This is a genomic window from Cellulosimicrobium sp. EB106-03-01-XG111 (genome assembly GCF_058792115.1).
Genome location: NZ_JBYTEQ010000003.1, coordinates 26,312 through 39,362 on the forward strand (window position 1 = coordinate 26,312; position 13,051 = coordinate 39,362).

Annotated in this window: 12 protein-coding genes and 1 tRNA gene; 12 read left to right on the plus strand and 1 reads right to left on the minus strand. The window is 67.0% G+C overall.

The window, feature by feature from the left end:
* Positions 1 to 50: 50 nt before the first annotated feature.
* Both AC3WT4_RS04095 and AC3WT4_RS04100 read left to right on the plus strand, forming a co-directional pair.
* A complete protein-coding gene (locus AC3WT4_RS04095) occupies positions 51 to 887 on the plus strand; it encodes an alpha/beta fold hydrolase (RefSeq protein WP_257418005.1) in 837 nt (278 codons plus the stop codon).
* A gap of 126 nt (positions 888 to 1,013) precedes the next feature.
* The gene (locus AC3WT4_RS04100) at positions 1,014 to 1,598 is read left to right on the plus strand and encodes a putative immunity protein (RefSeq protein WP_492314782.1); all 585 of its coding nucleotides are present in this window, start codon (positions 1,014 to 1,016) and stop codon (positions 1,596 to 1,598) included.
* Between the two features lie 29 nt (positions 1,599 to 1,627).
* Here AC3WT4_RS04100 and AC3WT4_RS04105 read toward each other — a convergent pair whose 3' ends face one another.
* Complete coding sequence (locus tag AC3WT4_RS04105) at positions 1,628 to 2,815, minus strand: Fic family protein (RefSeq protein ID WP_492314915.1); 1,188 nt, start codon at positions 2,813 to 2,815, stop codon at positions 1,628 to 1,630.
* Between the two features lie 184 nt (positions 2,816 to 2,999).
* Between AC3WT4_RS04105 and AC3WT4_RS04110 the strand changes: the two genes are divergently transcribed.
* From AC3WT4_RS04110 to AC3WT4_RS04155, 10 genes are all read left to right on the plus strand, one after another.
* Entirely contained in the window at positions 3,000 to 3,644 is a 645-nt protein-coding gene (locus AC3WT4_RS04110; RefSeq protein ID WP_492314783.1) for a GntR family transcriptional regulator, read from the plus strand.
* Positions 3,641 to 4,993 carry an MFS transporter gene (locus AC3WT4_RS04115; protein WP_492314784.1) on the plus strand — a complete coding sequence of 451 codons (1,353 nt, stop codon included), beginning with the start codon at positions 3,641 to 3,643 and terminating at the stop codon, positions 4,991 to 4,993. The genes AC3WT4_RS04110 and AC3WT4_RS04115 overlap by 4 nt, the downstream gene beginning before the upstream one ends.
* A 57-nt stretch (positions 4,994 to 5,050) precedes the next feature.
* A tRNA-Pro gene (locus AC3WT4_RS04120) sits at positions 5,051 to 5,124 on the plus strand.
* Positions 5,125 to 5,465: 341 nt separating this feature from the next.
* Positions 5,466 to 6,317 (plus strand): phosphoribosyltransferase-like protein, encoded by an 852-nt coding sequence (locus tag AC3WT4_RS04125; RefSeq protein ID WP_492314916.1) that lies wholly within the window; start codon positions 5,466 to 5,468, stop codon positions 6,315 to 6,317.
* The gene (locus AC3WT4_RS04130) at positions 6,317 to 8,167 is read left to right on the plus strand and encodes an ORC-CDC6 family AAA ATPase (RefSeq protein WP_492314785.1); all 1,851 of its coding nucleotides are present in this window, start codon (positions 6,317 to 6,319) and stop codon (positions 8,165 to 8,167) included. The genes AC3WT4_RS04125 and AC3WT4_RS04130 overlap by 1 nt, the downstream gene beginning before the upstream one ends.
* Entirely contained in the window at positions 8,154 to 9,140 is a 987-nt protein-coding gene (locus AC3WT4_RS04135) for a hypothetical protein (protein ID WP_492314786.1), read from the plus strand. The genes AC3WT4_RS04130 and AC3WT4_RS04135 overlap by 14 nt, the downstream gene beginning before the upstream one ends.
* 38 nt (positions 9,141 to 9,178) lie before the next feature.
* Positions 9,179 to 10,207, plus strand: a complete 1,029-nt coding sequence (locus AC3WT4_RS04140) for a methyltransferase (protein ID WP_492314917.1) — start codon at positions 9,179 to 9,181, stop codon at positions 10,205 to 10,207.
* A 667-nt stretch (positions 10,208 to 10,874) separates the two neighbouring features.
* Positions 10,875 to 11,288 (plus strand): DUF6153 family protein, encoded by a 414-nt coding sequence (locus tag AC3WT4_RS04145; RefSeq protein ID WP_492314787.1) that lies wholly within the window; start codon positions 10,875 to 10,877, stop codon positions 11,286 to 11,288.
* 94 nt (positions 11,289 to 11,382) lie between these two features.
* Positions 11,383 to 12,009 (plus strand): DUF305 domain-containing protein, encoded by a 627-nt coding sequence (locus AC3WT4_RS04150; RefSeq protein ID WP_400109258.1) that lies wholly within the window; start codon positions 11,383 to 11,385, stop codon positions 12,007 to 12,009.
* A gap of 80 nt (positions 12,010 to 12,089) precedes the next feature.
* A complete protein-coding gene (locus AC3WT4_RS04155) occupies positions 12,090 to 13,031 on the plus strand; it encodes a WD40/YVTN/BNR-like repeat-containing protein (RefSeq protein WP_492314788.1) in 942 nt (313 codons plus the stop codon).
* Positions 13,032 to 13,051: the final 20 nt, after the last annotated feature.

Sequence of the window (13,051 nt, forward strand, 5' to 3'; positions counted from 1 at the left end):
CCGCCGTCCGTGCCCCCGGGGCCGCCGCGGGGCCCTGGGAGGATCGCGGTATGGCCGCACAGGGGTGGACGTCGCGCCACGTCACCGTCGAGGGCCGCGAGGTCTTCGTGCGCTCCGGCCCCGAGGTCGCGGGCGCCGTCCCGATCGTGCACGTGCACGGCTTCGCCATCTCCGGCACCTACCTCCTCCCGACGGCCGAGCGCCTCGCCCACCGCGCGACCGCCGTCGTGCCGGACCTGCCCGGGTACGGGCGCAGCGAGGAGTGGGGCCACCCGCTCGGCATCCCCGCCCTCGCCTGGGCGCTCCTGGCGACGCTCGACGCGCTCGGGCTCGACCGCGTCGTCCTGCTGGGCAACTCCATGGGCGGTCCCGTCAGCCTCGAGGTCGCGCACGCCGCCCCCGACCGCGTCGCCGGCGTCGTGCTCGCCTCGCCCGCCGGGGGCGTGCACAACCAGCCGTTCGGGCGCGCCCTCACCCAGCTCGCGCGCGACGCCGTGCGCGAGAGCCCGCGCATGGCACGCGTCGCCGTGCCCGACTACGTGCGCTTCGGGCCGGTCAACGCGCTCCAGCTCTTCGCCGAGCTCGCCCGGTTCCCCTCGCTCGAACGCGTCCTGCGCGTCCCCGTGCCGACGCTCGCCGTCCTCGGCACGCGCGACCCGCTCATGCCGCCGCCGTGGCGCGTGCGGGAGGTCGGGGCGCTCGCGCCCCCGCACGTGACCGTCGCCGCGATCGAGGGCGCCCCGCACGCCATGAACTTCAGCCACCCCGGCGAGCTCGCGCACGTCGTCGGGTGCTGGCTCGACGGGCGCGACATCACCGACGACCCCGACGAGCCCGGCGTCGCCCGGGTGCTCCAGGTCGCGCGCGGCGCGGGGCCGGTCGTCTGAGCCGGGTCGTCGCACCGCGGGCCAGGTCGTGAGCGGGGACGTCGACGGCGCCGCCTCGGTACGGTGCTCGGAGGGTCCCGCGCGTCGGTGCGTGGACGGGAAGCGCACGAGAGCGAGGAGCGAGCGGTGACGACGACGGCGGCCGCGGTGGAGCTGAGCATCGAGGACCTGCGCGCGGTCACCGGGTACGCGGCCCGGTGCGCAGCGCCGGCGCTGCAGCTCGTCGAGGCGGTCCGGCCCGACGACGTGCGCCCTCGCGAGGCGGTCGACGCGGCCCGGGCGTTCGCCGACGGCGGCGCGCGCGGCAAGGCGCTGCGCGACACCGCCTGGGCGGCCCTGCGCGCGGCGAAGGAGGCGGGCGACCCCGCGGCCGCCGAGGCCGCCCGCGCCGCGATGGCGGCGGCCGGTGCCGCGTACCTGCACCCCATCGCCGACGCCCACCAGGTCAAGCACGTCCTGGGCTCCGCCGCCCACGCGGCGCACGCCGCCGCGCTCGCCGCGGGCGGGGACGGGTCCGGCGAGAGCGTCGCGAGCGCGTGGCTCGACTCCGCGCGGGCGCTCGCGACGCCCGAGGTCGTCGCCGTGCTGCGCCGCTACCCGCCCGCGCCGGGCGGCGGGGGCCGGGTCGGCGAGCTGGTCCGACGGCTCGACACGGCGCTGCGGGACGACGCGGGGCTGTCGGAGGGGGTCGTACCGGACGAGAGGACGTAGTCGGCACCCGACGGGACCTCCAGGCGTCGTCAGCTGCGCCGGATCCGCTGGGCGAACAGGTCCAGGACGGCGAGGATCCCCTCGTGCTGCCAGACGCGGTTGCGCCGGAGGCCGCTGCGCTCGCGGAGGACACCCGCATCGGCGAGCTGGCTCAGCGCTCGCTGGGCGGTGACGTCACTGAACCCGAGGTGGTCGCGGAGGAACGCCGCGTTGATCACCGGATGGGCCACGAGGTGCGGCACGACGCTCCAGGCGGAGGCCTGGGGCCGCAGCCCGGAAAGCTGTTCCCGCGCTGTGGCGACCTGGCCCGCGAGGTCGTCGACGAGCCGCGCTCCGGCCGTCGCGGCGAACCGGCTCGCGCGGGAGAGCTGCTCGACGATCGGCCAGGCGTCACCGGCGCGGAACGCGGTGAGCGCGTCGAAGTAGGCCTCGGTGTCGACGAGGAGGCCCGCGGAGACCGGGGCGATGGTGTTCCGCGTGAGGCCCTTCGAGCGCAGCATGGCGTGCACGAGGGCCCGGCCGGTGCGGCCGTTGCCGTCCGTGAACGGGTGGATCGTCTCGAGCTGCGCGTGCGCGACGGCGGTCTGGACGAGGACGGGAAGGTCCTCCCGGCGGACGAAGGCCATGAGGTCCGCCATCGCTCCAGGGACGAGCTCGGGCTGGGGCCCGACGTGGGTCGCGCCCCTCGGGCTGATGCTCGACGAGCCGACCCAGACCAGAGTGCCTCGGTAACGCCCCGCGTGCTCCTCCCATCCGGGCTGCCCGGCGAGGAGCTCGCGGTGCATCGTGAGGATCGAGGCCTCGTCGAGCCGGTCGGCGAGGTCGATCGCGGCTTGCATGGCCCGGACGTTCGCGACGACGGTGCGTGCGTTGGTGCTCGTCGTCTGGTCGATCTCGGCGAGCGCGAGCTGCTTGGCGCCGACCGTGAGGTTCTCGATCTGCGACGAGGAAGCGGACTCGGTGCGCAGCAGGATTGAGGACATCGGACCCAGGGTGGGGTTGTCCGGCCCGAGCGTTGCGCTGGCGTACGAGTCGAAGCGTGCGAGAGCGGCGGCCGCTTCCTCGGCGTCGGCGGACTGCTGCGGCGTCAGTACGGGGGAGTAGTCGGCGATGGCGGTCGGGATGGTGGACTCGTAGGGTCCCGAGCCAGCCGCCACCTGCGCACGCGTCGAAAGGCCGTCGTTCTCTGCTGTCCAGTAGTGGCTCACGTGAGCCACCGCTGGGACAGCGAGCGCCTGAACTGCTTCCATGACGTCACCTTACTTACAGTTTCGGCGAAACTGTAAGTAACGGGCGGCGTCAACTATCACTTGAGGGCTCGGCGCTCGGTGTGTCGAACCGCACGGCCCCGGAGAGCGGTTGCGGTCGATGTCGTCCACACGATAGATGCATCATGTATCTATGCCACGCACCACCAGCGCTTCTGCCACGGAACAGGCGTACCGGCACGTGAAGTCCCTCGTCCTCGACGGGAGGCTGCCCGGCGGGTCCATGACGAGCGAGGGCGAGATCGCCGAACAGCTCGGCGTGAGCCGCACGCCGGTCCGGGAGGCGTTCCTGCGCCTGGAGGCCGAGGGCCTGCTCCGGCTCTACCCGAAGCGCGGCGCGCTCGTCGTGCCGGTCGCGCCCGGCGAGGCCGACGACGTCCTCGACGCGCGCCTGCTCGTCGAGACGCACGCCGCCCAGTCCGTCGTCCGCCTGCCCGACACCGAGCTCGCCACCCTCGTCGCGCTCCTGCGCGACCTCGTCACCGCCCAGGAGGCCGCCGTCGCCGACGGGGACGTCGCCGAGTACGCGACCCTCGACGCGCGGTTCCACCAGGAGATCGTCGCGGCCGGGGGCAACGCGCTGCTCACCACGTTCTTCGTGAGCCTGCGCGAGCGTCAGCAACGGATGGTCGCGCACAGCGTCCGGTGGGACCCGGGCCGTGCGACGACGTTCGTCGCCGGGCACCGTGCGCTCGTCGACGCGCTCGAGGTGCGCGACACCCGCACCTACAAGCGCCGCGTCCAGCGTCACCTCGAGGACGCGAGGGTCGGCCTGTGAGCGCGGCTGCCTCGGACCCCACGAGCGAGGCTGCCGCGCCGGGGGCGAGCGCCGCCGTCGGGCCGCGGGCGTGGCTCGCCGTCGCGGCGGTGATGTTCGCCGTCGCGTGGGGCGGCAACGAGTTCACGCCCCTGCTGGTCATGTACCGGGAGGTCGGGCACTTCTCCGCGGTGACCGTCGACGCGCTGCTCGCCGCGTACGTGCTCGGGATCGTCCCCGCGCTCCTGCTCGGCGGGCCGCTCTCCGACCGGTACGGGCGCCGCCCGCTGCTCCTGCCCGCCGCGCCGATCGCACTGGCGGGGTCGCTCGTGCTCGCGGCGGGGGAGTCGTCCGCCGCGCTGCTCGCGACGGGGCGCGTCCTGTGCGGCGTTGCGCTGGGCCTCGTCATGGCCGTCGGCACCACCTGGGTCAAGGAGCTCAGCGACGCGGACGCCCGTGCGTCCGGCGTGCCCGACGGCGGCTCCGGCGCCCGCCGCGCCGGCCTCGCCCTCACGCTGGGCTTCCTCGTCGGCGCCGGCGTCGCCGCGGTGCTCGCCCAGTGGGCACCCTGGCCCACGCACACCGCCTACCTGCTGCACGCGGCGCTCGCCGTCGCGACCGGCGTCTGGCTGCTCGGCGTCCCGGAGACGCGCGTCGTGCCCGACGGCGGGGCCCGGGGCCGGCTGCGCGACGACCTGCGCGTGCCGGCGGTCGCGCACCGGCGGTTCCTGCGCGTCGTCGTGCCCGTGGCGCCGTGGGTGTTCGGGTGCGCCGGCAGCGCCTACGCCGTCCTGCCGGGCCTCGTGTCCGCCAGCGCGGGCAGCGCGCCCATCGCGTTCTCCGGGCTCATGACCGTGCTCGGCCTCGGCTGCGGGGTCGGCATCCAGGTGCTCGGCCGCCTCATCGACACCCGGCACAGCGCACGGGCATCCGTCGTCGCCATGTCCATCGTCGTCGTCGGCATGGGCTTCGGGGCCTACGCCTCGGCGCGGCTCGACCTCCCGACGGCGCTCGTCGCCGCCATGGTGCTCGGAGCCGGCTACGGGCTCGCGCTCGTCGCCGGGCTCAGCGAGGTCCAGCGCATCGCGACGCCCGACGACCTCGCCGGCCTGACCGCCGTCTACTACTCGCTCACGTACATCGGGTTCTGCGTGCCCGTGGCGCTCGCCGCGCTGTCCGTGCGGTGGACGTACGCGCACATGTTCCTCGGCGGGCTGGTCATCGCCGCGGTCTGCCTGGTGATCGTCGCGAGCGCGTGGCGCGCGCACCTGCCGACGGGGGAGCGGGACGCCGCGGCGACCTCCGGCGAGACCGACCGCACAGCCCCGACCGGGGCAAACGGTGCGCTGGAGGCGTCACGGATGGGGTAGAGTATCCGAGGCTTCACGGGGTCCGATCCGGTCGGATCTGGCTCGGTGATCCAGCCACGGGCTGTGGCGCAGCTTGGTAGCGCACCTGACTGGGGGTCAGGGGGTCGCAGGTTCAAATCCTGTCAGCCCGACCGTTTCACGCTTGAACGAGGGCCCGGTGGGCGGGTGTGAGTTGATCGAGCAGTTCTGCTCGAACGGAACTCAAGCCCACCAGACCTGAGGGAGTGCGGCGCGTCTGTGCGCAGTCGATCCGAAGGACAACTGGTGACTGCAACAGCATCTTGCACGCGAACCACCTCATCACCTGGATCCTATGGGCTTCCGCAACTGAACCGATCGCCCCGTAGCAGCCGCTGACCGTGATCTGTTGAGCCTGTCGTATACTCTGCTATCGACGTGTCCGTAGCAGAGTGGGGTAGGGGTGCGCGTGAATCGTGAACACGTAGTTCAGGCACGTAAGCACTTCTCAGCCATGCATATTTGGCCAGCCCAGCCTTCCGAGATTAGACCCGAGAGATGGTTGCACAACTTTCGAGAGTCTGAACAAGAGCGCGCATTGGCTCTACTGGAGGCCTTTACGTACTTTAACCAGAGCCTGACTCACAAGCTACTCACGTCAACCCTAACGGGCCTTGCAGGCAGAGTCCTCACCCCAGGCACTGAATACCGTGACCACAAGAGCGCATGGGAAGAGTACCGACGGAATGTCGTCCTCACTTTTCCGACCGGCGAAGAGCCAAACCCTAGCGACTCGGGCCAAATGTACGTACGGTGGACCAGACAGCTTTTGGAAATTGAAGAGGTGCAGATCGCTGATCCAGGGGCAGCGCTGGAGCTGGCGGCGGCGGATCGCAGCGTGGACCTAATTTTTGTGGACGACTTCGCCGGATCGGGCCAACAATTTCTCGAGACCTGGCGAAGAGCGCGGCTAGTAAACGGGGTTAGCACCTCCTTTGACAGCCTAACGGAGCACGGTTTCAGCGGCCGAGTTCACTATTGTCCTTCGATCTGCACGAGTTACGCACTTGAGCGGATCAGGCGACATGCTCCGTACGTTCAGATCGCGGCCGCGCATGTGCTCCCTCCGCAAGCCTCGCTTGTTCACCCGGAATCGATCTATGTTGACCCAAGACTCGCTCCCGGGATGGCCCGCTTTGTCGAAGATGTCACTGCGCGAAGTGAAGTGAGGCATTGTCCTGCAGCGCCGTTCGGATTTCACGACCTGGGTCTCGGAGTAGCGTTCGAGCACTCGGTGCCAGACGCTTCCCTACCCCTGTTCTGGTATCCCGCGCGAGATTGGGTACCACTGAGGAGGCGACGCTAGTGGCCACAGAAACGTTGGCAAAGCGACTGCATGAAGTTTTCGGCGGGGTGCGTGCCGAGTACTTTCATGACGACCTATATGCCCTATTTACTGAGCCCAACTACTGGCCGGAGCTGCGCACCGCGCGTCCCTGCTTCCTGGTAGGCGGTCGAGGCACCGGAAAGACGACCGTCTTGAGAGGACTTTCGTTCCGGGGTCAAGAAGTGCTTGAAGGGCCCAAGCTGGAAGCGTGGCAGCACATTGGCCTATATTGGCGCATTGACACCAACGTCGTTTCGGCGTTCCGGGGCGGTTCGGTCGGCATCTCGCAGTGGACTCGGATCTTTGGGCACTATGCGAACTTACGGCTGTTAACAGCAATTGCCGAATTTCTAGAGTGGGCGCCAGAACACCTTACGGTGCAGATCGATGACCTCACGCCTGACTTTTCCGCGACATGTGCTGCACTTTCAATAGCGCCAGCTGTATCCATCGCCGACTTCACCGGTGCTCTGCGAACCGAGTTGCTAAAGTTCGAGAACGCGGTCAATAATATTGACGACGGCGAGTTACCACCGCTTTCGATTCAAGGCCGTCCTATTCAGGAGCTAGTTCGAGCACTCGAAAGAACTGCTGCGCTCCAGGGAAAGACATACTACTTCCTTGTCGACGAGTACGAGAATCTCCTAGATTACCAACAGCGCTGTCTCAATACGCTAGTCAAGCACACAGGTGACTCCGCATTCACGTTCAAGATCGGCGTGAAGGAGACTGGCCATCGGGAACGAACAACGATAAACTCCAGGGAATCTCTGGTGGAGCCGGCAGATTACGCAACCATCGACATTACCAAGCGGCTGAAGGACAGGGACTTCTCCCGCTTTGCGGAGGATGTGTGTCGGCAACGCATATCTCGGATCTCGGAACTCGAAGCCGTTGATATCCGCGATTTACTCCCGGGTGTCTCAATGGAGGAGGAGATTCGCGTCCTTGGTGGTGAAACAAGATCGCAGCGCCTAGCGAAGCAACTGGGTGGTGAGTCGCTCGATCAGTTCAACAACCTAAACTTGACGCGCCAGGTGTTCGCAGGTTACTGGGCCGAAAGTCGAGACACGCCACTTGCTGAGGTGGTAGCTGAGATGTCCCAACACGAGGACCAATGGCGATCCCGTCTGAATAACTACGCTTACGCTATGCTCTTTACGCTGCGACGGGGGCTTCCAGGAATGAAGAAGCTCTATTCTGGGTTCGAGACATTTGCCGCCTTAGCGGACGGCAACATCAGGTTCTTGTTGCAACTCGTCGGTGAGGCGCTGCAAGCTCAGATCGACAAGTCTGGGGATCTTAGCGGTCCTATCGACGCGGTTGTTCAGACAGTGGCCGCTCAACAAGTGGGATTGAAGGCGGTCAAGAACTTGCCGGGCGCGTCTGCCGACGGTGCGCAAATTACAAAGCTAGTTCTGTCGCTAGGCCGGGTATTTGGTGTAATGGCCAGCCACCCTGAGGGTCACGCTCCAGAGGTCAATCAATTCAGGCTGGACGGTCGAGACGACGAATGGGCGTCCAGAATTCTTGACGCCGGCATCATGCATCTGGCTCTCACCAGGTTTCCGGGAAACAAGAATGCGAGCTACTCCGGTGAAACGCGGGAGTGGGACTACCAGCTTCACCCAATTTTCGCTCCATTCTTTGTCTATAGTCATCGACGCAAGAGGCGCATGTCGATTTCCCCAAGAACTCTGCGCTGGCTTGTGGAGAGCCCGGGACGTGGTATCGAGTCCGTCCTGGAGCAAAGCGATCGTCGGATTAATGGGGCGAGCGAACTGCCTGAACAGTTGACATTGTTTGAGGGCTTCTATGGCGTTAATTGAAGAGCCCCTCCTTACCTTCGAGCTCGACGATTCATCTTTCGTGCCCGAGGCTGGCTCTGCATACCTTTACGGCTCCGCCGACGAGGACCGCGCGATTATTGACGATGCATGGGCGCGGCGTGCCAGCGCGAATGGCGTTTCTTTCATCGCTCTTAGCGACGCCAGTGCAGATGTTGTCGCTGTTAGGCCTCACGGTGCCGCAGAGGCCATTCTGCTCTCACTGCGTTCGGTGCGGCAGATCAGGGAGTTTCTCGACGGCCTGCCGGAGCGCGTCTACATCGATGTCACGGGCTTGGCGCACTCTGTTTGGGCCGTGATGTTGCGCGAAGCTATCCAGCTTCGCAAGCGGCATGCCATTGTCTATACCGAGCCCACGGATTACAGGAAAGACTCCAGCCCGGCACAGGGGATGGTCTATGATCTGTCGGAGAGAATCTCGGGAATTGCGCCCTTGCCTGGGTTCGCGCGATTCACTGGGCCGGACTCTCAAGGTGGCAACGTGGTTGCTCTCCTCGGGTTTGAGGGGGCTCGCCTAGCTTTTCTCTTGGACACCCTTGAGGTGTCCTTTGACAGCGTGGTTCCCATAGTTGGTGTTCCTGGATTTGCCCTGCACCATCCATTCGAGTCGATTGATGGAAACTCGGAGTCGCTACGTCGCGAATTTATGCACAGCCGTTTGATGGTGGCCAAGGCGAACTGTCCGTTCGATGCTTTCCACCAGATATACCGTGCGTTTCGGGACGGGGAGTGGGATTATGGCCGCGTTGCCCCGATCGGCACAAAGCCTCACGGCGTCGGAGCGGTTCTCTTTGCCCTGTCCCGCCCTGCGCTGGCGGAATTGGTCTACGATCACCCTGTCCGCAAGGCGAAGCGAAGCGTGGGGAAGGGTAGAGTGTGTCTGTACGACACCGCTGCATTTTGCGAGTCGGATCTGTTCCTCTCGCAGGGTGAGTATTCGACGGTGCGTACATGATAGACCAGCATTACACTCCGCCGTGGCTTGCCGAGGAAATGGCCCGCCTGCTACCTGGCTCGTCGAAGAGGATTGCGGATTTCTGCGCGGGCGAAGGTGCTCTGCTGGAGGCAGCTGAGGCCTGGAATCCGCGCGCAAGCATCTACGCGACGGACGTCGATTTGCGACACGTGAGGCGCTTGCAGAAATACCACGCGTCGTGGCATGTGGGCCAGATGGATGCCCTCAGCCAGCGCTCACGCAGCGCAAGTGGTGTGTTTCAGAGCGAGTTTTTCGACGCCGTCCTTTTGAATCCTCCCTTTAGCTATCGTGGGGGCGCTGGCGCACTCCTCAAGGATCAGAATGGCAAGCTCCGTAGGGTCTCTCCCAGTTTAGCGTTCTTGGATATGGCACTAGCATCGCTTGCCCAGTGCGGGTCAGTTATTGCGCTCCTCCCGGTAAACGCGCTGCATAGCGAACGGGATCAGTGGTGGCGGGTCCAGTCCGGAGCGCCGACTATCGAGGTACTTGACGTGCTGGAACCGCGGAAGTTCCCTTCCGTGGTGGCTCGCATTGCGCTCGTCCGCGCAAGGCGAGGGCGTGATATCCCGGAGTTGTCTTCTCGGGTGGCGGCCGGGGACGTTAAGGGGATGGCTCCTGATGCCGGGTCCGTGGTGACGGTAGTCCGAGGCAGAGTGCCGGTGCATGTCGCTCGGAGCTGGGGATCTGGGGAGGTGCCGTATGTTCACACTACCAATTTGGGGGAGAAAGCGGGCCGTTCTTCGTTGATTTCCGGGCCAACAAGACTTGCATCTACCGGCCCGTTCGTCCTGCTGCCACGCGTTGGCAGGTTCCATCCAGAGAGAGTTGCTGTTTGGAGTTCGCCGGAACCGATCATTCTGAGTGATTGTGTATTTGGTTTGCGTCCAGGCGCCGATCTGTCTCTCTCGGAACTCCGTGATGCTGTGGCTGGAGGTTTGTCGCGGTCGTATGGGGGATCATGTGCGCCTTACCTTACGCGTGCTAATTTGATCTACGCGCTACGTGGTATGGGTTTCAGTCCGGTTTCGGCCCCCGCTAGTTCGTAGTACTCGCGGCTCAGGTGTCTTAATCGCGTCGTTTGTTCTGTATGTGCACTTTGTGGTTTAATATTGGGTTAAATGGTTGGCGTCGGATTGTCTTCCGTTGGATCATGGTCGTCTCTGGATGGGCAGTCATGTTTGTGCTCGCACGGGCGTTATCGCGGAAGGCTCGAAGGTGCATTCCGCAGTCCGAGCAGGCCGCCTAGACGTCGTTCGCGGCGCGATTTGCGACGGTAGGGTGTAATGCGGTGACGGCGAGGTCTGCGGTCACCTGCTCGTTGATGGCTTAGCGGACCGATGCGTTCGCTATAAGGGTCCTCGATCGCGCAGAAGTAGCGTAGGCCGCTCCCGTAATTGCTCTTGAGCTCGGTCAGCGACCCCAGTCTCTGCACCGAGCACAATCGCCAGAGCCGACGCTCCAGGACGTGATGGTCGACGTGCTCAAGCTGATGCACTCTTCGCCATACTGACTCGACAGAGATGGCGGAGCTGGCGCCAACTCGACGCGCGTCGGTTCACCAGGACCTGCGTCCGCAGTGTCGGTTAATGCTGCGGCGGCCCTGTCCTCTCAGCCCGACACACGAACAGGGACCGGCACCTGCCGGTCTTTCTCCTCGTCGTGCCGTGACCGGACCCGGTGGTCGCTTGCTAGGGTGGCGGCGACATGCACCTCATGGCCGCACTCCGTTCGCTGCTCGCCGGGCGCCGGCGAGGTCTTTCGGGTGCCCTGCTGATCGCTGCTCTGCTTCTCGGCGTCGTGACGATGCACGCGATGAGCGGGTCGTCGACGGCCCACGTCGGGCCTGCGGCGGTCATCGCGGAGACGGGCCACCCCGCGGGTGCACCGGCGGCCGACGACGGCCCCGGGCACCACCAGCAGGGTGGCTGCCTGGACTGCGGCGGGCACGAGATGGCGTCGGCCATGTGCCTCATGGTGCTGGTCGTGCTGCTCGCGCTCGTGCGCCCCGGGCGCGGCCTCCTGGCACGCCTCACCCCCGTCTGGTCCCGCCTCGTCGAACCGGGGCGCGCTCAGCCCTTCGTCGGCCGCGCGCCGTCGCTGCACCTTCTCGGCATCTCTCGGACGTAGGAACCGCACGCCGTCGGCGCGCCCTGCGTCGACCGATACGCCCCGCACCGGGGCGCGTGTGGTTCCTGAGTACCGAGACGAGAGGTCTGTCCCCATGAAGTTCACGAGAGTGCTGGTTCCGGCGATCGCGCTGGTGACCGTCGCGAGCCTCGCGGCGTGCTCGAACGACGACGAGCCCGGGAGCGGGGCGGCGTCGTCCGCCACGACCGGTGCCGAGGAGCAGGACGGCGCGGCGGAGGGCGCCACGTTCAACGACCAGGACGTGATGTTCGCCCAGATGATGATTCCCCACCACGAGCAGGCGATCGAGATGTCCGACGTCATCCTGGCCAAGGACGGCGTCGACCCTGCGATCACGGACCTGGCGAACCAGATCAAGGACGCCCAGGGGCCCGAGATCGAGCAGCTGACCACGTGGCTGGAGGAGTGGGGCTCTCCCATGGAGGAGTCCGGCGGCATGGACCACGAGGCCATGGGCCACGGGTCGATGGACGGGATGATGAGCGAGGAGGACATGGAGGCCCTGGACGCCGCGCAGGGCGCGGAGGCGGGGAAGCTCTTCCTCGAGCAGATGATCGTCCACCACGAGGGTGCGGTCGAGATGGCGCAGACCGAGGTCGCCGAGGGCGAGAACGAGGACGCGGTCGCGATGGCGCAGGAGATCGTCGAGACCCAGCAGGCCGAGATCTCCACCATGGAAGACCTGCTCGCCTCGATGTGATCCCGCCCCGCGGGGCGCGCGCCGTCGCACGCGTCTGACGTGCGCGCGCCCCGCGGGCCCAGGCCGAAGGACCCGACACCGTGCTCGACCCTGCCCTCACGAGGCGGGTGACCGGATGGGCCGCAGCGGGATCCGTGCTGCTGCTGGCTGCCTGCACCCCGACTCCACCACCGACCCCTGCCGCGACGACGCTCGCGAGCCAGAACCTGCCCGACTTCGGGCACGTGCACGACGTCCAGGTCGTGCGCGACGACCACTCCGTCCTCATCGCCACCCACACCGGGGTCTGGACCCTCGGTGACCCGTCCGCGAGCGATCCGGGCTCGATCGAGCGGGTCGGCGCGGGCCGCCAGGACACGATGGCCATGACCCTCGCCGTCGACGGCACCGTCTACGCCTCGGGCCACCCTGCGCCCGGGGAGCAGCCGGAGCTCGAGGTGCCCGACCTCGGGCTGATCCGGAGCAGCGACGGCGCCGTGACCTGGGACCAGGTCTCCCTCACCGGGGAGGTCGACTTCCACGCGTTGAGCACGGCGAGCGCCGGCGACGGCACCGTCCGCGTCGTCGGGCTGGACTCGGCGACCTCGAGCGTGCTCGTCAGCGACGACTCGGGCGAGACCTGGTCGCGGGGGGCGACCGTCGAGGCCCGCGACGTGCACCTCCTGGACGCGGACCCGGACACGGTCGTCGCGACCACGCCCACGGGCCTGCAGCTCAGCCGCGACGGTGGCCGGAGCTTCTCCCCGGACCGGGACGCCCCCGCCCTGGTGCTCGTCGACGACGAGCGAGGCGGCCGGCTGATCGGCATCGACGCCCGGGGGACCTTCTGGACCGGTACACCCGGAACCGAGGCGTGGGACAGCCACGGCACCGCGCCCGACGGTGTCCAGGCCATGACCTACGTGCCCGACGACAGCCCCGGCAACCAGCCGTGGGTCCTCGTCGCCACGGACACCGGTCTGTTCACCAGCCGGGACCTCGGCGCGAGCTGGGACCCGGTGCTCGGCGCGGACCGCGGGTGAGAGGTCGCCCGCAACCCCAT

What these genes read in the sequence shown, in the direction of transcription:
- AC3WT4_RS04150 (WP_400109258.1), top strand. Translation starts at nt 11,383, where the DNA reads ATGAAGTTCACGAGAGTGCTGGTTCCGGCGATCGCGCTGGTGACCGTC.
- AC3WT4_RS04135 (WP_492314786.1), top strand. Translation starts at nt 8,154, where the DNA reads ATGGCGTTAATTGAAGAGCCCCTCCTTACCTTCGAGCTCGACGATTCA.
- AC3WT4_RS04145 (WP_492314787.1), top strand. Translation starts at nt 10,875, where the DNA reads ATGGCCGCACTCCGTTCGCTGCTCGCCGGGCGCCGGCGAGGTCTTTCG.
- AC3WT4_RS04095 (WP_257418005.1), top strand. Translation starts at nt 51, where the DNA reads ATGGCCGCACAGGGGTGGACGTCGCGCCACGTCACCGTCGAGGGCCGC.
- AC3WT4_RS04110 (WP_492314783.1), top strand. Translation starts at nt 3,000, where the DNA reads ATGCCACGCACCACCAGCGCTTCTGCCACGGAACAGGCGTACCGGCAC.
- AC3WT4_RS04140 (WP_492314917.1), top strand. Translation starts at nt 9,179, where the DNA reads ATGGCCCGCCTGCTACCTGGCTCGTCGAAGAGGATTGCGGATTTCTGC.
- AC3WT4_RS04125 (WP_492314916.1), top strand. Translation starts at nt 5,466, where the DNA reads ATGCATATTTGGCCAGCCCAGCCTTCCGAGATTAGACCCGAGAGATGG.